Annotated in this window: 17 protein-coding genes and 1 pseudogene; 9 read left to right on the top strand and 9 right to left on the bottom strand. The window is 73.0% G+C overall.

What is annotated here, in order from left to right:
• Positions 1-14: 14 nt before the first annotated feature.
• On the bottom strand, positions 15-1,241 hold the full coding sequence (locus ACZ4EF_RS02580) for an acyl-CoA dehydrogenase family protein (protein ID WP_467502369.1): 1,227 nt from the start codon (positions 1,239-1,241) through the stop codon (positions 15-17).
• Positions 1,242-1,523: 282 nt separating this feature from the next.
• Between ACZ4EF_RS02580 and ACZ4EF_RS02575 the strand changes: the two genes are divergently transcribed.
• From ACZ4EF_RS02575 to ACZ4EF_RS02565, 3 genes and pseudogenes are all read left to right on the top strand, one after another.
• Positions 1,524-1,790 carry a hypothetical protein gene (locus tag ACZ4EF_RS02575; protein ID WP_355337618.1) on the top strand — a complete coding sequence of 89 codons (267 nt, stop codon included), beginning with the start codon at positions 1,524-1,526 and terminating at the stop codon, positions 1,788-1,790.
• 53 nt (positions 1,791-1,843) lie between these two features.
• The gene (locus tag ACZ4EF_RS02570; protein WP_467502367.1) at positions 1,844-3,022 is read left to right on the top strand and encodes a thiolase C-terminal domain-containing protein; all 1,179 of its coding nucleotides are present in this window, start codon (positions 1,844-1,846) and stop codon (positions 3,020-3,022) included.
• Positions 3,023-3,237: 215 nt separating this feature from the next.
• Positions 3,238-3,879: pseudogene (locus ACZ4EF_RS02565) on the top strand (trypsin-like serine peptidase); the annotation flags it as partial.
• A 176-nt stretch (positions 3,880-4,055) separates the two neighbouring features.
• Here ACZ4EF_RS02565 and ACZ4EF_RS02560 read toward each other — a convergent pair.
• Both ACZ4EF_RS02560 and ACZ4EF_RS02555 read right to left on the bottom strand, forming a co-directional pair.
• Complete coding sequence (locus tag ACZ4EF_RS02560) at positions 4,056-4,526, bottom strand: Zn-ribbon domain-containing OB-fold protein (RefSeq protein ID WP_467502365.1); 471 nt, start codon at positions 4,524-4,526, stop codon at positions 4,056-4,058.
• Positions 4,490-4,942: a DoxX family protein gene (locus ACZ4EF_RS02555; RefSeq protein ID WP_467502363.1), complete on the bottom strand. Its 453-nt coding sequence runs from the start codon at positions 4,940-4,942 to the stop codon at positions 4,490-4,492. Before ACZ4EF_RS02555 ends, ACZ4EF_RS02560 begins: the two co-directional genes overlap by 37 nt.
• A 184-nt stretch (positions 4,943-5,126) precedes the next feature.
• Between ACZ4EF_RS02555 and ACZ4EF_RS02550 the strand changes: the two genes are divergently transcribed.
• The 4 genes from ACZ4EF_RS02550 (at position 5,127) to ACZ4EF_RS02535 (ending at position 10,757) form a co-directional block, all read left to right on the top strand.
• Positions 5,127-6,308 carry a flavin-containing monooxygenase gene (locus ACZ4EF_RS02550; protein WP_355337603.1) on the top strand — a complete coding sequence of 394 codons (1,182 nt, stop codon included), beginning with the start codon at positions 5,127-5,129 and terminating at the stop codon, positions 6,306-6,308.
• A 311-nt stretch (positions 6,309-6,619) separates the two neighbouring features.
• Positions 6,620-8,797, top strand: a complete 2,178-nt coding sequence (locus tag ACZ4EF_RS02545; RefSeq protein ID WP_402710683.1) for an acetate--CoA ligase family protein — start codon at positions 6,620-6,622, stop codon at positions 8,795-8,797.
• 196 nt (positions 8,798-8,993) lie between these two features.
• Positions 8,994-9,854 (top strand): enoyl-CoA hydratase/isomerase family protein, encoded by an 861-nt coding sequence (locus ACZ4EF_RS02540; RefSeq protein ID WP_467502360.1) that lies wholly within the window; start codon positions 8,994-8,996, stop codon positions 9,852-9,854.
• 192 nt (positions 9,855-10,046) lie between these two features.
• A complete protein-coding gene (locus ACZ4EF_RS02535) occupies positions 10,047-10,757 on the top strand; it encodes a flavin reductase family protein (RefSeq protein WP_467502358.1) in 711 nt (236 codons plus the stop codon).
• On the opposite strand, the gene ACZ4EF_RS02530 is transcribed toward ACZ4EF_RS02535, so the two are convergent.
• Positions 10,747-12,093 carry an MFS transporter gene (locus ACZ4EF_RS02530; protein ID WP_467502634.1) on the bottom strand — a complete coding sequence of 449 codons (1,347 nt, stop codon included), beginning with the start codon at positions 12,091-12,093 and terminating at the stop codon, positions 10,747-10,749. The two genes, ACZ4EF_RS02535 and ACZ4EF_RS02530, sit on opposite strands and share 11 nt — an antisense overlap.
• Before the next feature lie 193 nt (positions 12,094-12,286).
• On the opposite strand from ACZ4EF_RS02530, the gene ACZ4EF_RS02525 reads away from it, so the two are divergent.
• The gene (locus ACZ4EF_RS02525) at positions 12,287-13,282 is read left to right on the top strand and encodes a GlxA family transcriptional regulator (protein ID WP_391162438.1); all 996 of its coding nucleotides are present in this window, start codon (positions 12,287-12,289) and stop codon (positions 13,280-13,282) included.
• Positions 13,283-13,342: 60 nt separating this feature from the next.
• Here the strand turns inward: ACZ4EF_RS02525 and ACZ4EF_RS02520 are convergent, their stop codons facing one another.
• The 4 genes from ACZ4EF_RS02520 to ACZ4EF_RS02505 form a co-directional block, all read right to left on the bottom strand.
• The gene (locus tag ACZ4EF_RS02520; RefSeq protein WP_467502632.1) at positions 13,343-14,392 is read right to left on the bottom strand and encodes a Zn-dependent alcohol dehydrogenase; all 1,050 of its coding nucleotides are present in this window, start codon (positions 14,390-14,392) and stop codon (positions 13,343-13,345) included.
• A 127-nt stretch (positions 14,393-14,519) separates the two neighbouring features.
• On the bottom strand, positions 14,520-15,419 hold the full coding sequence (locus ACZ4EF_RS02515) for an SDR family oxidoreductase (protein ID WP_467502356.1): 900 nt from the start codon (positions 15,417-15,419) through the stop codon (positions 14,520-14,522).
• Positions 15,416-16,594: an acyl-CoA dehydrogenase family protein gene (locus ACZ4EF_RS02510; protein ID WP_467502354.1), complete on the bottom strand. Its 1,179-nt coding sequence runs from the start codon at positions 16,592-16,594 to the stop codon at positions 15,416-15,418. Before ACZ4EF_RS02510 ends, ACZ4EF_RS02515 begins: the two co-directional genes overlap by 4 nt.
• A gap of 8 nt (positions 16,595-16,602) precedes the next feature.
• Complete coding sequence (locus tag ACZ4EF_RS02505; protein ID WP_401310651.1) at positions 16,603-17,514, bottom strand: SDR family oxidoreductase; 912 nt, start codon at positions 17,512-17,514, stop codon at positions 16,603-16,605.
• A 135-nt stretch (positions 17,515-17,649) separates the two neighbouring features.
• Here ACZ4EF_RS02505 and ACZ4EF_RS02500 point away from each other — a divergent pair, with 135 nt between their 5' ends.
• A complete protein-coding gene (locus tag ACZ4EF_RS02500; protein WP_401856212.1) occupies positions 17,650-18,576 on the top strand; it encodes a cyclase family protein in 927 nt (308 codons plus the stop codon).
• Between the two features lie 143 nt (positions 18,577-18,719).
• On the opposite strand, the gene ACZ4EF_RS02495 is transcribed toward ACZ4EF_RS02500, so the two are convergent.
• Entirely contained in the window at positions 18,720-19,133 is a 414-nt protein-coding gene (locus ACZ4EF_RS02495) for an ATP-binding protein (protein WP_355337579.1), read from the bottom strand.
• Positions 19,134-19,427: the final 294 nt, after the last annotated feature.

Raw genomic sequence — 19,427 nt, 5'->3', positions numbered from 1 at the left:
GTCGGCCGCGCCGCTCACGCCGCGCTCCTGACCGCCGAGGGCGCGAAGAGCCCTGCCCGGTCGGCGGCGTGCGCGCGCAGGGCGTCGACCGGTCCGAAGAGCAGTTCGTCGGCGGTGGCCCGCTTGAAGTACAGATGCGCGTGGTGCTCCCAGGTGAAGCCGAGGCCGCCGTGCAACTGGATCGCCGCGCCCGCCACCATGCGCAGCGTTTCCAGCGCCTGGGCGAGGGCTACGGGCGCGGCCAGCTCGAATTCGGCGCTCGCCTCGGTGTCGTCCGCCCTGGAGGAGGCCCCGGCCGCCCAGGCGGCGTAATAGGCGGCGGACCGCGCCGCCTGAAGCTGTACGTACAGGTCGGCGAGCCGGTGCTTGACCGCCTGGAAGGAGCCGATCGGGCGCCCGAACTGCTCCCTGACCTTCACGTACTCCACCGTCGAGGTGAGCGCGTGATCGGCGGCGCCCACGGCTTCCGCGGCGAGCGCGGCGGCGGCGAGGCGGCCGGCGTCGGCCAGGGCGGCGGCGGGGGCGCCGCCGAGCGCTTCGGCGGGAGTGTCGCGCAGCTCGACGCGGGCCAGGGGCCGGGTCTCGTCGAGCGCGGTCAGGCGGGTGCGTACGAGCCCCGGTGCGGTGGATTCGACGAGGAAGAGCCGGGTACGGGTGGCCGCGTATCCGCCGGTGTGGGCCGCCACGATCAGCAGGTCCGCGCTGTGCGCGCCGAGCGCGCGGTCCGCCTGCCCGTAGAGCAGGTGCCGTCCTGGCGGCCCGTCGGCCGCCGCGCGGGCCTGGACGCCGCCCGCCCGGCCGCCACCCGCCCAGTCGCCGTCATTGGGCCCGGTGAGGGCCAGCGCGGTGGCCGGCGGGCCAGCGGTGACCAGCGCGGCGGTCAGGGTGCCGTCGGCGATCCGCGGCAGCAGGCGAGCCCGCTGCTCCTGATTGCCGAGGGCCGCGATCAGGGGCGCGGCCAGGACGGAGGTGCCGAGCAGCGGGGACGGCAGCAGCGCCCGGCCGGTCTCCTCGCTGGCGAGGACCAGTTCGGTGGGGCCGCAGCCGACTCCGCCGACCGCTGCGGGCAGCGCGAGCCCCGGCAGGCCGAGCGTCTGCGCGAGATGGCGCCACAGTGCCTCGTCGTGCCCCGCCGCCGTGGCGACGGCGGCCCGCACATCGTCGGGACCACAGCGTTTGTGCAGCAGGTCCCGCAATGTGCGCCGGATTTCGGCCTGCTCGTCGGTGAACGCGGCGTCCATCGGCCGCTCCTCCCTGCCGCGACTGCGATCTGACGGGCCGTCATCTTAGGTGCCCCCCGCCACGATGCCCAGGCCCGTGCACCGCCGATACGCGAGCCGGCGCCAAGGCCGCACCTGGTGGCGGGCGCCACACCAGCGCCCGGGCGGATACGCCAACCCGCGGCACCCCACGGCCGCCACCCGTGCGCGGCCCCACAAGAGCGCCCGCCTGGGACCGTGAAACCGACCCACCCCGGACCCCGCGCACCGACGCGCGCGCCCCGGCGGGGCATCATGTCCCGCATGACCAGCAGCAGCCAGCCGCCTGGGGCGCCGCGGCGCAGCGCCCTCCGCCGCTTCCTCTCGCCCGGCCCCGACTCCTCGACGACCCAGCTCAGGGCATACGCGTGGACGTGGGCGATCTTGCTGGTGGTGTGGATCAGCGCGCAGTTCTGGGCGCATCCGGACGGGTTGCGCAGGGCGCTGTACATCCTGCTGTCGCTGGTCTCGATCACGCAGGCGCTGAGCGCGCTCGCACTGCTGAGCAAGCGGTCGGACAGGCGGCGCTGAACCCGCACCGGGACCGTATCGCCGCCACCCGAATCTGATGTACCGTCAGATTCATGGCTCAACGCCCCCGTGGACAACGTGCTGTGGCGGTCGTCGGTGTCGCCCTGTCGGACTGCGGACGGGTGGACGACGCCACCGCGTACGCGCTGCACGCGCAGGCGGCCAGGCGCGCGCTCGCCGACTCCGGTCTCGACCGGGCCGTAGTGGACGGCCTGGCCTCCGCCGGGCTCGGCACGCTGGCGCCGGTCGAGGTGGCCGAGTATCTGGGGCTGCGGCCGACCTGGGTGGACTCCACGGCCGTGGGCGGCTCGACGTGGGAGGTGATGGCCGCGCACGCGGCGGACGCCATAGCCGCGGGCCACGCCAACGCCGTGCTGCTCGTCTACGGCTCCACCGCCCGCGCCGATCTCAAGGCGGGCCGCCGTACCGCCAATCTGTCCTTCGGCGCGGGCGGCCCGCTCCAGTTCGAGGTCCCGTACGGCCACACGCTGATCTCCAAGTACGCGATGGCCGCGCGGCGCCATATGCACGAGTACGGCACCACCTTGGAGCAGCTCGCCGAAGTCGCCGTCCAGGCGCGGTCGAACGCGGCCCGCAATCCCGACGCCATGTACCGCGCGCCCATCACCGTGGACGAGGTGCTGTCGGGGCCGATGATCGCGGACCCGTTCACCAAGCTGCACTGCTGCCTGCGCTCCGACGGCGGCGGCGCCGTATTGCTGGCGGCCGAGGAATATGTGACGGGTTGCGCCAAGCCGCCGGTATGGGTGCTGGGCAGCGGCACGTCGGTGTCGCACACGTCGATGGCCCAGTGGCCGGATTTCACCGTCTCCCCCGCCGCGGCCTCGGGACGGCTGGCCTTCGAGCGCGCGGGGGTGACGCCCGCGGAGATCGACCTGGCGGAGATCTACGACGCCTTCACCTATATGACGCTGGTAACGCTGGAGGATCTGGGGTTCTGCGCCAAGGGCGAGGGCGGCGCCTTTGTGGCGGACGGGCGGCTGACGGTGGACGGCGCGCTGCCGGTGAACACCGACGGCGGCGGCCTGTCCGCCTGCCACCCCGGTATGCGCGGTCTTTTCCTGCTGGTCGAGGCCGTACGGCAGTTGCGCGGCGAGGCGGGTGAGCGGCAGGTGCGCAAGGCGGGCGGGCGGCTGCCGGAGCTGGCCGTCGCCTCGGGGACGGGCGGCTGGTTCTGCTCCTCCGGCACGATGGTGCTCGGCCGGGGCTGAGGCCGGGCGATCCGCAGCGGTCAGCGCCGGTGTCCCGGCCGTACGCGGCCGGGTGCGCCCGATACCCTTCCCGCGTGCTGCGACGCCTCCTGCTGCCCGCCGTGTGCACCGCCGCGCTGGTCCTGGTGTCGGTGCTGCTGCCCGGTGCCGGACGCCCGCGTACGGCGCCGCACTGGACGAACAGGGCCGCCGCGCGCTTCTGGACCCCCGAGCGGATGGCCGACTCCATGCCGTCGTCGGTCCGGCAGCTCGGCCCGGCGGCGGAACCGGGCACCGTGCCGGGACCGTTCACCCGCTCCGAGACCGCGACGCACTTCGGGGGCGTCCCGACCGTCGGCATGCTCTTCTCGGTCGACGGCGACATGACCGCGCACTTCTGCACCGCGAGCGTCGTGCACAGCCCCGGCCGCGACCTGATCCTGACCGCCGCGCACTGCCGGCCGGGCGCGAACATCGGCTTCGTACCGCAGTTCCGCGCGGGTGCGGCCCGGCAGCCGTACGGGATCTGGGCCGTCTCGCAGGTCTTCACCGACGCGCGCTGGGCACCCGCGGACGACGCCGAGTCCGCCTACGACTTCGCCTTCGCCCGGGTCGCGCCGGACGCGGACGGGCGGCGGATCGAGGAGGTGACGGGCGGCAACCGCCTGATCCGTACGCCCGGCTTCCACAATCGCGTCACCGTCATCGGCTACCCGCGCACCTCCGACGACCCGTCCGACGAGGCGATCACCTGCACGACGACCACCTCGCGGCTCGAAGGGCTGCGCCAATTGCAGCTGGTGTGCGCGGGTTACTTCGCCGGCACCTCCGGCAGCCCGTGGCTGCTCGACTACAACACCCGCACCAAGAGCGGCAGCGTCATCGGTCTGATCGGCGGCGAGGACGAGGGCGGGCTGTCCGACCGGATCTCGTACAGCCCGTTCTTCGACGACGCGATCCAGGCGCTGTACCGGAAGGCGGTACGGGCCCGGTCGCATACGCCGCACATGGGACGGCCAAGCGCTGACGCCCGTCTCACGCGGGCGGCAGGGGCTCAGGCCGGGCGGAAGACGGGGATCGAGGGCTCGTCCTCGGGCGGGGTTCCCGCGTCCGCGCCACGGCGGAAATCCACCCTCAGCGGCATCCCGATCCGTAATCCCTGCGCCGCGCAGTCGATGACTTCCGTCATCATGCGCGGCCCTTCGGCGAGATCGACGACGGCCGCCGCGTAGGGGAGCCGGTCGCGGAACGGCGGCAGGTCGTTGAGGTGGACGACCGACCAGGTGTAGAGGGTGGCGAGGCCGGAGGCGGTCTCCCAGACCACGTCCTCGCTCCAGCAGTGCGGGCAGAATTCGCGCGGGTAGTGGTGCGCGGCGCCGCATCCCTCGGCCCGGCAGCGCCGGATGAGCAGCCGCCCCTCGGCCGCCGCGTCCCAATAGGTCCGGGTGAAGGCGTCGGTTCGCGGCAGGTCGAACCGCGCCGCGCCGCTCACCGGAACAGCCCGAAGGCGTCGTCCAGCGACCATGTCTGCCAGCTCACGGCGAAGAACGCGACGACCGAGATCAGCGCCATCATCGCGTTCTGTCCCTGCTCGGCCCAGTCGTGGATCATCAGGACGAGGTAGAGCAGGTTCAGCAGCAGACCGCCGACGAGGGCGATGGGGGTGAGCAGGCCGGTGATCAGCCCGAGCCCGAGGGCGAGTTCGGCGTAGACGACGACGTACGCCATCAGGCGGGGTCGCGGGGTGACGACCGCCGCGAAGCCGGTGCGCACGAAGGGCCAGCGGTGCCGCTCGGCCACGTCGGCGGCCCAGGCGATGCCCGTACCTCGCGCGAACCACGCCTTCTTGTCCTTGTGCCGCCAACTCTCCAGCCACCACAGCCCCAGCCCTATGCGCAGTACGGCCAGCCATTCCGGGCCGCTGAGCCAGATCGCGCGCATGCCGGACCTCCTCCGAATCTGACGGTACGTCAGTTCAGCGGATGGCGGGCGGTATGCGCAAGAGGCCGGACCGAACCTCGCCGACCGATCCGTTCCGGGCTACGCTCACACGCGCGCGAGCAGTTACCTTCCGGTACCGCCGCAACTCGTTTCTCGTACGACTTTCAGGCCCCGGGAGTTCTCCATGTCCCACCCCAGCAACGCCGGTTCGGGCACACCCGCGAGCAGCGCGACCGCCGAGCCGGACGCCATCGTCATCGGCGCGGGACCCGGCGGCCTGGCCGCCGCTGCCGCGCTCAGAGCGCGAGGGGTGCGCCCCCTGGTACTGGAGCGCTCGGAGCACCTCGGCGCCTCCTGGCGCGCCCACTACGACCGGCTCCGCCTGCACACCACGCGCCGGCTGTCCGCGCTGCCCGGCCTGCAGATCCCGCGCGCGTACGGCCGTTGGGTCGCCCGCGACGACGTGGTGCGCTACCTGGAGCAGTACGCCGAGCACCACGACCTGGACATCACCACCGGCATAGCGGTGGAGCGCGTCGACCGCGCGGCGTCGGGCGCGGGCTGGGAGCTGCCCGCCAACGGCGGCCGGGTGCTCACCTCCCCCGTGGTCGTCGTCGCCACCGGCCACAACCACGCGCCGCACATACCGGACTGGGAGGGCCGCGACACCTTCCCCGGCGAACTCCTGCACTCCGCCGCCTACCGCAACGCCGCGCCCTACGCCGGGCGCGACGTGCTCGTCGTCGGCGTCGGCAACAGCGGCGCCGAGATCGCCGTCGACCTCGTCGAAGGCGGCGCCGCCCGGGTACGGCTCGCCGTCCGCACCCCGCCGCACATCATGCGCCGGTCCACGGCGGGCTGGCCCGCGCAGGCCAGCGGCATCCTGTGCCGACGGCTGCCGACCCGCGTCGTCGACCGCGTCGCCCCGTACATCGAGCGGGCCAGCGTGCCCGACCTGTCGGCGTACGGCCTGCCCCGCCCGGAGACGGGCCTGTACGCGCGCGTGCTCGACGGCTCCATCCCCGTCCAGGACGTGGGCCTGATCGAGGCCGTACGCGCCCGGCGGGTCGAACCCGTCGCCGCCGTCGAGCGCTTCGACGGGGACAAGGTGCACCTGGCCGACGGCTCGCAGATCAGCCCCGAGGTCGTCATCGCCGCCACCGGGTACCGGCGCGGCCTCGAACCGCTCGTCGGCCACCTCGGCGTACTCGACGGGCGCGGGCGCCCGGTCGTGCACGGCGCCCGATCGCCCAAGGGCGCCCCCGGCCTGTACTTCACCGGCTTCACCAACCCCATCAGCGGCATGTTCCGCGAAATGGCCATCGACGCCCGCCGGATCGCCCGGAAGGTGTCCCACACCCGCTGACCCGTACGCGCCCGCTTCGTACGTACCGCCGCGGCACCCGGGCGTGCGCGCGCTGCCGCACGCCCGCTCCCACACCCCCGCTCCCACATCCCCCTCTCTCCATACGCAGGCCGCCGACCCGCTCGGGACGCCGGAACCCCGCGTCCCCGCGTTCCCGCGTCCCCGCGAGCGAACCGGACGCCGCGCGTCCGCACCCCGCACAGGGCCGCACATTTCTTTTCCGTGACCCGACTGTTCCTGACAGGTCGTCAGTTCAGTAATCTGACTATGCGTCAGTTCTGTAGACCCAGCAGCAGGAGGGGGCGAGACCGATGCTCGGATCCACGTTCAGCACCCGCAGTCCCGGCCCGGGGCCCGTCGCGCGCGGCGGGTCGGACACCGATGTCGGCGGCCGTCCGCTGCACGCCCCCGTACCCGACCTCGACAGGTTCTTCCGGCCACGGACGGTGGCGGTGGTCGGCGCGTCCGACACCGAGGGGCGGCCCAACACCGGCATCACGCGACAGCTCCTGACCTGGTCGCAGCGGGTCGGCGCCCAGTTGCTGCCGGTCAACCCCGGCCGGGAGACCGTCTTCGGCCTGCCCTGCCACGCCTCGGTGGCCGATCTCCCCGAGGACGTGGACCTGGCGGTGCTGCTGGTCGCCGACCCGCTGCCGGTGATCGAGCAACTGGGCGAGGCGAAGGTCTCCTTCGCCGTGGCCTTCGCCTCCGGCTTCGCCGAGACCGGCGCCGAGGGCGCGGCGGCCCAGACCCGGCTGGCCGAGGTCGTCGCCCGCTCCGGCATGCGGCTGCTCGGACCGAACACCAACCTCAACGCCTTCGAGGAGTTCCGCGAGGACCTCACGGGACCCGCCATCGCGCTGATCACCCAGTCCGGCCACCAGGGCCGCCCCCTGCACTCCCTCCAGCAACTCGGCATCCGGCTCAGCCACTGGGCGCCCACCGGCAACGAAGCGGACCTGGAGACCGCCGACTTCATCTCCTACTTCGCCGGGCAGCCCGAGGTCGGCGCCATCGCGGCATATGTGGAAGGGCTCAAGGACGGCAGGTCGTTCTGCCTCGCCGCCGACCGCGCCGCCCGGCGCAAGGTGCCGGTGGTGATGGTCAAGGTGGGCCGCACCGACGCCGGGGCCAGGACCGCCGCCTCGCACACCGGCAAGCTCACCGGGACCGATTCCGTGATCGACGCCGCCCTGCGGCAGTTCGGCGTGATCCGCGTCGACGGGCTCGACGAACTCCAGGACACCGCGGCCCTGCTGGCCCGCGCCCGGCCGCCCGCCGCGGACGGGGTCGTCGTCTACTCCATATCCGGCGGCACCGGCGCGCACTTCGCCGACCTGGCCACCTCGGCCGGGCTGCGGCTGCCCGCGCTGTCGGAGGCCAAGCGCACCGAACTCCACCAGTGGATCCCGGACTACCTGAACGTCGCCAACCCGGTCGACAACGGCGGCCACCCGGTGGGCGACTGGCGCGGCCGGAAGATCATCGACGCGATCCTGGCCGATCCGGCCGTCGGCGTACTGATCTGTCCCATCACCGGCCCCTTCCCGCCGATGAGCGACAAGCTGGCCCGCGACCTGGCGGACGCGGCCGAGGAGACGGACAAGCTGATCTGCGTGGTATGGGGCTCCCCGGTCGGCACCGAGGACGCCTACCGCACCACCCTGCTCGGCTCCTCCCGGCTGGCGACCTTCCGCACCTTCGGCAACTGCGTCACCGCCGTGAAGTCCTACCTCGACCACCACCGTTTCACCGCCGCCTACCGCTCGCCCTTCGACGAAGCGCCGCGCACACCGTCGTCCTCGGCGCGCAAGGCGCGCGGCCTGCTGCGCGCGGGCCACCAGCTCAGCGAGCACGCGGCCAAGCAACTGCTGCGGGCGTACGGGATCCGGGTGCCGCGCGAGCAGTTGGTGACCAGCGCGGCGGGCGCCGTCCGGGCCGCGGGCCTGGTCGGCTACCCGGTGGTGATGAAGGCTTCCGCGGCGCAGCTCGGGCACAAGACGGAGCTGGGCCTGGTCAGGCTCGGCCTCACCTCGGCCAGCCAGGTCAGGGACGCCTACCGCGAACTCACCGACACCGCCCGCGCCGCCGACATCGACCTGGACGGCATCCTCGTCTGCCAACTCGTCGAGCGCGGCGTGGAGATGGTGGTCGGCGTCTCGCCCGACCCGCTCTTCGGCCCGACCGTCACCGTGGGACTCGGCGGAATCCTGGTCGAGGTCCTCGCCGACACCGCCGTACGCGTGCCGCCCTTCGGGCCGGACACCGCGCGCGGCATGCTGGACGACCTGCGGGGCCGCAGGATCCTCGACGGGGTCAGGGGGGCGCCGCCCGCCGATACCGACGCGCTCGTCGACGTGGTCATGCGCGTGCAGCGGATGGCGATGGAACTGGGCGACTCGCTCGCCGAACTCGACATCAACCCGCTGATGGTGCTGCCGCGCGGGCAGGGCGCGGTCGCGCTCGACGCACTGGCCGTCTGCTACTGACCGCGCCGACCCGTACGCCGACGATTCGCCCCTCCCGGGTCCGTGCCGGAACGGTCCGCGCCGGAAGGGCGCACGCCGACACGTCCCGCGCCCGGACGCCGCGCACCCCCATGCCCAGCCCTCGAACACCCCGTGCCCGCGTGCCCCGTGCCCGCATACCCCGTGCCCGCTCTTCCCGCTCCGACCGAGGATTCCCATGGCCGACTCCCCCTCCACCGACTCCGACAACACCGCCGCCGACTCCGCTGAGTCACCGGACGATTCCGCTGAGTCAGTTGTACGTCACGCCACTGACAACGGGGTCTCGTGGATCACGCTCGACCGCCCGCACGCCATGAACGCCCTGACCTGGGACCAGCGCGAACGCCTGATCGGCCTGCTCGAAGCGGCCTCGGCGGAACCGGACGTGCGGGCCGTCGTACTGACCGCGACCGGCCGGGCGTTCTGCGCGGGCGCGGATCTGAGCGGAGGCGCGAGCGCACCGGCCGAGCGGGTGCCGGGCGATGTGGCGCGGACGATCAGGCGCGGCGCGCAGCGGCTGATCGCGGCCGTGCTCGACTGCGAGAAGCCGGTCGTCGCGGCGGTCAACGGCACCGCCGCCGGGATCGGCGCCCACCTCGCCCTCGCGTGCGACCTCGTCCTCGCCTCGGAACGGGCCACGTTCATCGAGGTGTTCGTCCGGCGCGGCCTGGCCCCCGACGGCGGGGGCGCGTATCTGCTGCCGCGGCTGGTCGGCCCGCAGCGCGCGAAGGAACTGCTCTTCTTCGGCGACGCGCTGCCCGCCGCCGAGGCGGAACGCCTCGGGCTGGTCAACCGCGTCGTGCCCGCCGCCGACTTGGACAAGACCGCGCGCGCCTGGGCGGACCGCCTGGCCGCCGGGCCCACGCGGGCGACGGCGCTGGCCAAACAGCTCGTCAACGCCTCCCTCGACACCGACCGCGCCACCGCGTTCGCCGCCGAGGCGGCGGCGCAGGAGATCGTCATGACCACCGCCGACGCACTGGAGGGCGTCCGCAGCTTCACCGAGCGGCGGCAGCCGCACTTCCGGGGCCGGTGACCCGATTCCCGCCATTTGCCACTCGCCACCCGCCACCGGCCACCGGCCACCGGCCACCGGCCACCGGCCACCGGCCGACGAGCACGCCCCCGCCGAGAAACCCGGTTCCCGCCGATCGACAGCGCCCCGACCTCACCCCGACCTCACCTCGCTCTTCCTATCTGACGGTCCGTCAGATTCAATGGAGGGGTGATGGGACACGCGGGAATGGCGGAGACCGCCGTGCGGTACCTGAGGTCGGTCGGGGCGGCGACGGCCGCGGCGCCGGGCGCCGGAGGTCCGGCGGCAGCGCCCACGGTGCTGCCGGGCGCCGCACCACTGGTCGGGGCGCGTGCCGCGCTGCGGGCGGTGGGCCCGGACGAGCGGGCACCGGTGGACCAGGGTGAATTCCGCGGGGTGCTCGGCCGTTTCGCGACCGGCGTGACACTGGTGACGGCGGCCTGCCCCGACGGGCCGGCCGGCTTCGCCTGCCAGTCGTTCGTGTCGCTGTCGCTGGATCCGCCGCTGGTGGCGTTCATGGTCGGGCGTACGTCAACGACCTGGCCGCGCATCGCCCGTGCGGGGGTTTTCTGCGCCAACGTACTGACGGCGGGGCAGGCCCCGCTGTGCAGGCAGTTCGCGGTGAGTGGCTCGGACAAGTTCGCGGGCGTGGACTGGACGCCCGCGCCCGTTTCGGGGTCGCCCCGGATCGGCGGCGCGTCCGCGTGGATCGACTGCGCGATCCACGCGGTGCACACCGGGGGCGACCACCTCGTAGTGGTGGGCCGGGTGGTCGCGCTGGGCGCGACGGACGGCGCCAACGGCCCGGACGCCCCGGCCGGCCCCGAGGATCCTTCCGGACCTTTGCTGTTCTACCGGGGCGGATTCGGAACTTTCGCTCCTTTCGGCCCGTTCACCCCGTAACCGCCAACGCCGTTACCGCGGCGACCGGTCGGCGGCGGATGACGAGGGACATCAGCGCGGCCACCGCGCACAGGGCACCGGAGGAGTACCAGACGACGTCGTACGAGCCGAACGCGTCACGCGCGACACCTCCCAGATAGGCGACGAGGGCGGCTCCGATCTGGTGGGAGGCGAGGACCCAGCCGAAGACGATCGCGCTGTTCTCGCCGTAGTGCTCGCGGCACAGGGCGATGGTCGGCGGGACCGTGGCGACCCAGTCGAGGCCGTAGAAGACGATGAACAGCACCATCGGCGGATGGACGCTGTCCGCGAGCAGGATGGGGAGGAACATCAGGGAGAGTCCGCGCAGGCCGTAGTAGATCGCGAGCAGGCGGCGCGGTGATACGCGGTCGGTGAACCAGCCGGAGGCCACCGTGCCCGCGATGTCGAAGACGCCGATCACGGCCAGCAGGGAGGCGGCGGCGGTGACGGGCATGCCGTGGTCGTGGGCAGCGGGCACGAAGTGGGTCTTGACCAGGCCGTTGGTGGACGCGCCGCAGATCGCGAAGGTGCCCGCGAGCAGCCAGAACGGTCCGGTACGCGCCGCGTCGCGCAGGGCCCGCAGCGCCCGGCCCGCGGCGCCCGCGACCGGTGCGGGCTTGGGGGTGAACTCGGCGGCGCCGTAGGCCGCGAGGCCCACGTCGGCGGGGTGATCGCGCAGCAGGAACCAGACGAAGGGGACGACGGCGAGCGCGGCGCAGGCCACCACCGCGGCGGCCGGGCGCCAGCCGTGGTGTTCGGTGATCCAGGACAGCACGGGCAGGAAGACCAGTTGTCCGGCCGCGCCGCCCGCGGTGAGGATGCCGGTGACCAGGCCGCGGCGGGCGACGAACCACCGGTTGGTGACGGTGGCGGCGAAGGCCAGCGCCATCGAGCCGCTGCCGAGGCCGACGAGCACGCCCCAGCACAGCACGAGTTGCCACACCTGCGTCATGTAGACGGTCAGTCCCGCGCCGAGCGCGATGGTGACCAGCGCGCACGCCACCACGCGCCGGATGCCGAAGCGGTCCATCAGCGCGGCGGCGAAGGGCGCGGTGAGCCCGTACAGCGCGAGGTTCACCGAGACCGCGAAGCCGATCATGCCGCGCGACCAGCCGAATTCGGTGTGCAGCGGGTCGATCAGCAGTCCGGGGAGCGAGGCGAAGGCGGCGGCGCCGACGAGGGTCACGAAGGTGACGACGGCGACGGCCCAGGCGCGGTGCGGTCGTACGCGGGCGCCGGGGCGGGGACCGAGGTCAGGAACAACGCCGGATACGGCACCAGGCGCGACACCGACACCGACACCGACACCGGGCATGACACCGGGTACGGCACCCGGCACGACACCGGGCGCGGCGGCCTCGCCAGGCGTGGCGGCCGGCCCTGGTGCGGCGGTCACAGTGTCAGGGACCTGACCGGCGGAGTGCGATGTCTGCGTCACTCGAACAGTCTCCGGAGATCGGTACCACCGGACGAGTGGCCCGATGGCCATGATATGAAAGGATCGGGCCATGGCCGTTTTCCAGCACCCCGACCGGCACAAGGTCGCCGTCTTCGCGCTCGACGGCGTGATCCCGTTCGAACTGGGCATCCCGCTGCGGATCTTCGGCGCCGCACAGGGCGTCGAGGACGGCAGGAAGCTGTACGAGGTCGTGACGTGCAGCGTCGCCCCCGGCAGCGTCCGTACCGACGCCGATTTCAGCGTCGTCGTCGAGCACGGGCTCGAAGCGCTGGCCGAGGCGGACACGGTGGTCGTGCCCGCCTCGCACGAGTTGGGGACCGTCTACACCGAGGGGGTGCTGACGCCCGCACTGGCCGCCGCCTTCCGCCGGATGCGGACCGGCACCCGTACGGTCTCGATCTGCACCGGCTCCTTCCTGCTCGCCGCCGCGGGCCTGCTCGACGGCCGCCCCGCGACCACCCACTGGAGCAGCGCGGACCACTTCCAGCGGCTCTTCCCGCAGGTCAAGGTGGACCCCGACGTCCTCTACGTGGACGACGGCGACGTCCTGACCTCGGCCGGGGTCGCCGCGGGCATCGACTTGTGCCTGCACATCGTGCGCCGCGACTTCGGTACGGCGGTGGCGAACGGGGTCGCGCGCCGCACCGTCGTCCCGCCGCACCGGGAGGGCGGCCAGGCGCAGTACATCCGCAGGCCGCTGCCGGAGCCGCAGTTGGCCAGTACGGAGCGGGCGCGCTCCTGGGCGCTGGACCGGCTGCACGCGCCGCTCACACTGCGGCAGCTCGCCGAGCGCGAGTCGATGAGCGTACGCACCTTCACCCGGCGGTTCCGCGAGGAGGTGGGGATGAGCCCGGGACAGTGGCTGACGCAGCAGCGCGTCGAACACGCCCGCCACCTGCTGGAGTCCACCGATCTCGGGGTCGACCAGATCGCCGGGCAGGCGGGTTTCGGCACGTCGGCGTCGATGCGTCAGCACCTCCAGGCCGCGCTCGGCGTGTCACCGACGGCGTACCGCCGCACGTTCCACAGCGCGGCCGGACGGTAGGCCCCGAGGGTGCGGAAGGCGGGGAGGGCCCGTAGGACTCGGACGGCCGGGAGAGAGGGCTCAGAAGGTGAGCACGCCGCGCGCCACCCGCCCGTGCGCGGCGTCGTCCACCGCCTTGGCGAAGTCCTCCACCGGGTAGGTCTCGGTGACGAGTTCGTCCAGCAGCAGCCGCCCCTGCCGGTAGAGGTCGGTGTAGAGGGCGATGTCGCGCTGCGGGCGCGAGGAACCGTATCGGCAGCCGAGGATCGCCTTGTCCAGGAACATCGAGGAGACGCGGAACGACGCCTCGGCGTCGGCGGGCGGCACTCCGAGCAGCAGCGCCTGGCCGTGCCGGTCGAGCAGGTCGATCGCCTGCCGGATCAGGGCGGTGCGGCCCACGCACTCGAAGACGTGGTCGGCGCCGTGCGGCAGCAGGTCGCGTACGGAAGCGGTGTCGGCGACGAAGTCCGTGGCGCCGAACCGCCGGGCCGGCACTTCCTTGGCCGGGTTGTTGTCGACGGCGACGATGCGGGAGGCGCCCGCGATCCGCGCGCCCTGGAGGACGTTGAGGCCGATGCCGCCGGTGCCGATGACGACGACGCTCTCACCGAGGCCGACGCGCGCCCGGTTCAGGACGGCGCCGACGCCGGTCAGCACGCCGCAGCCGATCAGGGCGGCCGAGGTGAGCGGGATCTCCGGTGCGATTTTCACCGCCTGGACGGCCTTGACCACGGTCAGCTCCGCGAAGGCGGAATTCGAGGCGAAGTTGAAGAGCGGCTTCCCCTGCCGCGTGAAGGGCTTTCCCGGGCGGCCGATGGCCTGACGGCACATCGTGGGGCGGCCACGGTCGCACTCGGGGCACGTCCCGCAGTTGGCGAGCGTCGAGAGCGACACATGGTCGCCGACCACCACGTGGGTCACCCCCGCGCCGACCGCCTCGACCGCTCCCGCGCCCTCGTGGCCGAGCACGACCGGCACCGGGAACGGGATCGTCCCGTCGATCACCGACAGGTCGCTGTGGCACAGCCCGGCCGCCGCGATCCGTACCCGCACCTCACCGGGCCCCGGCGCGCGGACCTCCAGGTCGTCCACGACCTGTGCCTGCTTGCCGTCGAAGACGACGCCCCGCACACGTCCCCGGACGTCACCATAAGTGCCGTCCAGCGCGGCGCCCCCCTTGGTGCCGTCCGCGTGCGCGTCACCATTAGTGCTGCCTACCGTGCCACCGTGCACGCTCATGTGCGCCCCCTCAAGGGTGTCAAGGGTGTTGGGACGAGACGGAGACCACCTCGCCCGTCAGATAGGAGCTGTAGCCGCTGGCCAGGAAGACGATCGCGTTGGCGACCTCCCAGGGCCGCGCGGCCCGCCCGAACGCCTCGCGCGCGGTCAGTTCCGCCAGCAATTCGTCACTGGTGACCTTCGCGAGGTTGGCGTGCATCGCCAGCGACGGCGCGACCGCGTTGACCCGTACGCCGAACTCGGCCGCCTCCACGGCCGCGCACCTGGTCAGCGCCATCACGCCCGCCTTGGCCGCCGCGTAGTGCGCCTGTCCGGCCTGGGCGCGCCAGCCCAGCACGGACGCGTTGTTGACGATCACCCCTGTGCCGCGTTCCCGCATGTGGCGCAGGGCGGCGCGGGTGCAGCGGAAGGTGCCGTTCAAGGTGACGTCGAGGACGGTCGACCACTGCGCGTCCGTCATGTCGACGAGCGCGGCGGTGCCGCCGAGGCCCGCGTTGTTGACCAGGACGTCCAGGCCGCCGAACCGCTCGGTGACGGCCGCGAAGAGCCGCCGCACATCGTCCTCGACGGTGACGTCGCACGGCACGGCCAGCGGCGCCTGGCCGGTCAGCTTCTCCAACTCCGCGGCCGCCTCGGCCAGCCGCCGCTCGTGCCGGTCGCTGATCGCCACGACCGCGCCCTCCTCGGCGCAGCGCCGCGCGGTCGCGAAGCCGATGCCGCTGCCCGCGGCGGCCGTGATCAGGACCGTACGGCCGCGCAGGAGGCCGTGCGCGGGCTCGTAGGGCGGCTCGCGCCCAGGGCCGTGCGGGGGATGCGGGGTGTGCTGGGGGTGCGGGGCGTGCGGGGCGTCCTGGGCGTGCTGGGCGTGCTGGGGAGACGCGCTCACCCTGATGGCCTCTTCCTCCTCGGACGCGCTCACCCTTTCGGCTCCCTCGGCAGCCCCAGCGCCCGCTCCGCGATGATCGTGCGCTGCACCTCGTCCGAGCCGCCGTAGATGGTGTCGGCGCGGGAGAAGAGGAACAGGTGCTGGGCGGCGTCGAGTTCGTACGGCGCGGCCGGTGTCCAGTCGCGCGGGCCGGTGGCGGCGGACGAGCCGCGTACGGTCATCGCCAGCTCGCCGAGCCGCTGGTGCCAGGCCGACCAGAGGAGTTTGGCCGCGCTGGGCGCGGCGAGGTCGGCGGTGCCGAGGGTGCGCAGCGCGTTCCAGCGCATCGTCCGCAACTCCGCCCACAGCCGTATCAGCCGCTGCCTGATCATCGGATCGGTGTCGGCCCCTGTGCGCCGCGCCGCCTCCGTGACCTCCGCCAACTCCCGCCCGAAGCCGATCTGCTGGACCAGGGTGGACACGCCGCGCTCGTGGCCGAGGAGCGCCATGGCGACCTGCCAGCCGCCGCCTTCCGCGCCGACGACCCCGACGGCGCGGGCGCCGTCGAAGAACACCTCGTTGAAGTCGGCCGCGCCGGACATCTGCCGGATCGGGCGCACGTCGATCCCCGGCTGGTCCATCGGCAGCAGCAGGAAGCTCAGGCCGTGATGGCGGCGCGAGCCGGGCTCGGTGCGCGCGAGCAGAAAGCACCAGTCGGCGTCACGCGCCAGTGACGTCCAGATCTTCTGCCCCGACACCCGGTACGAGCCGTCCGCCGGATCGCGTACCGCCGCCGTCCGCACGCCCGCCAGGTCGGAGCCCGCGCCCGGCTCGCTGTACCCCTGGCACCACAGCTCCTCGCCGCGCGCGATCGGCGGCAGGAAGCGCTCGCACTGCTCGGGTGTGCCGTGCGCCTCCAGGGTGGGCGCGAGCAGCTTCTCGCCGATGTGTCCTGTGCGTACCGGGGCGCCCGCGCGGGCGTACTCCTCGCCCCACGCGACCTGTTGGGCGAGCGTCGCGCGCCGGTTGCCGCCGTACGTTCCGGACCAGCCGAGGCCGATCCAGCCCGCCGCGCCGAGGGTACGTTCCCAGGCCCGGCGGTCGGGCGCGGCGCGCATGTCGGTGGCGGCCGGGGTGTCGGCGAGGGCGTCGGCGGGGGCGTTGGCGGCGAGCCACTGGCGGGCCTCCGCGCGGAAGGCGTCGACCTCGGGTCCGAAGGTGAAGTCCATGGCGCTCCCTAGGCGTTGGGGCGGTCCTTGGCCGCGGCGGCCCTGCGCATGGCGTCGAGCTGTTCCAGCATGGGCATGGGGTCGGTGCCGATGGTGGCCGGGATGACGTCGGCCAGCCGTTCCGGCGTCCAGGGCCCGTCCTGCGACCAGGCGGAACGTATCTCCCTGGGCTGCGCCCACAGCGCGATCTTGGGGCCCGCGACCGTGTAGACCTGCCCGGTGGTGTCGGCGGCACGGTCGGAGAGCAGGTAGACGACGAGCGCGGCGACGTCCTCCGGCTCACCGATCTCCTTCAGCTCCATGGGCACGCCCGCCGACATCCGGGTACGGGCCACGGGGGCCACGCAGTTGGCGGTGACGCCGTATTTGTTCAGGCCGAGGGCGGCGCTGCGGACGAGCGAGATGATGCCGCCCTTGGCGGCGGAGTAGTTGGCCTGCGAGACGCTGCCCTGGTGGTTGCCGCTGGTGAAGCCGATCAGCGTGCCGTGGCCCTGGCGGCGCATGACCGCGCTGGCGGCCCTGAAGACGGTGAAGGTGCCCTTGAGGTGGGTGGCGATGACGGGGTCCCACTCGTCCTCCGCCATGTTGAAGAGCATGCGTTCGCGCAGGATGCCGGCGACGCAGACGACGCCGTCGAGCCGTCCCCAGCGGTCCGTCGCGGCCGACACGATCCTTTCGCCCGCCGCCATCGTGGACACGTCGTCGGCCACGGCGACCGCCTCGCCGCCCGCCGCCTCGATCTCCTTCACCACCGACTCGGCGACCTCGCCTGCCGGTTGGCCCGCGCCGTCCATGGCGACGCCGTAGTCGTTGACGACGACTTTCGATCCCTGCGCGGCGCAGGCGATGGCGACCGCGCGTCCGATGCCGCGCCCGGCGCCGGTGACGGCCACGACTTTTCCGGCCAGGAAGTTGCCCACGTCCCGCCCCTTCTCATCGTTTCTGACGGACCGTTAGATTTGACGGGTCGTTAGATATTACGAGTGCGGACCCCGTCCAGCACAAGACCCGTACACGACCGCGTACGCGACCCCTCACACGATCTGGAGATTCCGGTGGCCCTCCCCGACGCGTTCCTCGACATCGCCCGCCGGGTCAACAACTGGGGCCGCTGGGGCGCCGACGACGAGATCGGCACCCTCAACCTGATCACCGACGAGGTGGTGCGCGCCGCCGCCGCGACCGTACGCGGTGGCCGCCGCGTGCCGCTCGCGCTGCCGCTGCGGCAGGACGGCGTACAGACCGGGCTGATCCCCGGCCGGGTCAATCCGCTGCGCACGATGGTCGCGCTCAACCAGGAGATCTTCGGGCCCGGCACCATCGCGACCAGCGACGACGTGGTGACCCTCGGCCTTCAGGCCGGGACGCACTGGGACGGCCTCCCCCACGTCTCGCACTCGGGCCTGATCTACAACGGGCGCCCGGCCGACTCGGTGACCGCGCACGCGGGCGCCGCCTTCAGCGGCATCGAGAAGGTGACCTCCGTGGTGTCGCGCGGCGTGCTGCTGGACGTGGCCCGCGCGCTCGGCGTCGACCGGCTGCCCGGCGACCACGCCGTGACCCCGGAAGACCTCTGCGCGGCGGAGGAGTTGGCGGGCACGGCGGTACGGGCCGGGGATGTGGTGCTGGTGCGGACCGGCCAGATGCGGGCGTATCTCGGCGGCGACAAGGAGGCGTACGCGTATCCGTCGCCCGGCCTGTCGATCCGCACACCGGAGTGGTTCCACGCGCGGGATGTGGCGGCGGTCGCCAACGACACGCTGACCTTCGAGATCTTCCCGCCGGAGGTCGAGAATCTGTGGCTGGCGGTGCACGGGCTCGACCTGGTCGAGATGGGCATGCTCCAGGGCCAGAACTGGAATCTGGAGGGCCTCTCGGCGGCCTGCGCCGAGGAGGGGCGTTACGCGTTCTGGCTCGATGCCACGCCGGAGCCCTTCGTGGGCGGGACGGGCGCGCCGGTGGCTCCGGTGGCGGTGCTGTGAGCGGTGCGGTGGCCCTGACCCTGGCCCTGGCCCCTGGGATGGCACGGGGCAGACGGGGGTGCTGACGCTGGTGCTGGTCCTACGAGTCAGGCGCGCGGTGCGGCGTTTGTACGGCGGGGCGTGCGGTCCGACGCCCCCGCGTCCTAGGTGAGGACCGTGGCCTGACGGCGGTCGACCTCACACCAGATCTGCTTGCCCGCGCCTTCCGGCTGCCAGCCCCAGCGGTCGGCGAGGCCGTCGACCAGCTCCAGGCCGCGACCGCCGGTCTCGTCGCGGTGCGCGTGCCGGGGGGCGGGCGGGGCCTCGCTGCTGTCGGACACCTCGACCCGCACCGGAGAGGCGGGCGCCGAGGGGAACAGCATCCGCAGGACGGCGGGGCAGCCGGTGTGCACCACCGCGTTCGTCACCAGCTCGGAGATGAGCAGGATCAGCGTCTCCGCGACCGGCTCGTCGGCTCCTATACCCGAACCCACGAGCCGGGACCGCGCCCAGCGACGCGCCCGTCCCACCTCCGCGGGGTCCACACCGACCTCAAGCTGCACCTGAAGCACCTGCACCGCTCACACCATCCGAACCGGCGGACACAACGCCTCGCTTCTGCCCGAGATCACCGTGCGTGACCCCAGCACAACACAGCATGATTGACCTACAGTCACGCCAACAAGCGCTTCGGGCATATTCCAGCGCAACGGAGTACGTGTGCTGCATACTGTGCGGCACTTCCGACGGGGATTCGAACGCCCAGCCGTGACGCCCGTCCGACTCAGCCGGACGGCGCCTCTGGGCAGCCTGGAACCAACACGCACCCGATGGAGCGTACCCGAGGTGTTCGCCGACTCCACTGCGTGGCA

This window comes from Streptomyces sp. NPDC025721 (genome assembly GCF_055558595.1).
The sequence above is the reverse complement of the archived record's forward strand: the minus strand, read 5'-3'. Positions and strand labels throughout refer to the sequence as shown.

What these genes read in the sequence shown, in the direction of transcription:
- ACZ4EF_RS02545 (WP_402710683.1), top strand. Translation starts at nt 6,620, where the DNA reads ATGCTCGGATCCACGTTCAGCACCCGCAGTCCCGGCCCGGGGCCCGTC.
- ACZ4EF_RS02560 (WP_467502365.1), bottom strand. Translation starts at nt 4,526, where the DNA reads ATGGTCGCTGGACGACGCCTTCGGGCTGTTCCGGTGAGCGGCGCGGCG.
- ACZ4EF_RS02535 (WP_467502358.1), top strand. Translation starts at nt 10,047, where the DNA reads ATGGGACACGCGGGAATGGCGGAGACCGCCGTGCGGTACCTGAGGTCG.
- ACZ4EF_RS02530 (WP_467502634.1), bottom strand. Translation starts at nt 12,093, where the DNA reads ATGCCCGGTGTCGGTGTCGGTGTCGGTGTCGCGCCTGGTGCCGTATCC.
- ACZ4EF_RS02570 (WP_467502367.1), top strand. Translation starts at nt 1,844, where the DNA reads ATGGCTCAACGCCCCCGTGGACAACGTGCTGTGGCGGTCGTCGGTGTC.
- ACZ4EF_RS02555 (WP_467502363.1), bottom strand. Translation starts at nt 4,942, where the DNA reads ATGCGCGCGATCTGGCTCAGCGGCCCGGAATGGCTGGCCGTACTGCGC.
- ACZ4EF_RS02575 (WP_355337618.1), top strand. Translation starts at nt 1,524, where the DNA reads ATGACCAGCAGCAGCCAGCCGCCTGGGGCGCCGCGGCGCAGCGCCCTC.
- ACZ4EF_RS02580 (WP_467502369.1), bottom strand. Translation starts at nt 1,241, where the DNA reads ATGGACGCCGCGTTCACCGACGAGCAGGCCGAAATCCGGCGCACATTG.
- ACZ4EF_RS02540 (WP_467502360.1), top strand. Translation starts at nt 8,994, where the DNA reads ATGGCCGACTCCCCCTCCACCGACTCCGACAACACCGCCGCCGACTCC.
- ACZ4EF_RS02550 (WP_355337603.1), top strand. Translation starts at nt 5,127, where the DNA reads ATGTCCCACCCCAGCAACGCCGGTTCGGGCACACCCGCGAGCAGCGCG.
- ACZ4EF_RS02525 (WP_391162438.1), top strand. Translation starts at nt 12,287, where the DNA reads ATGGCCGTTTTCCAGCACCCCGACCGGCACAAGGTCGCCGTCTTCGCG.
- ACZ4EF_RS02510 (WP_467502354.1), bottom strand. Translation starts at nt 16,594, where the DNA reads ATGGACTTCACCTTCGGACCCGAGGTCGACGCCTTCCGCGCGGAGGCC.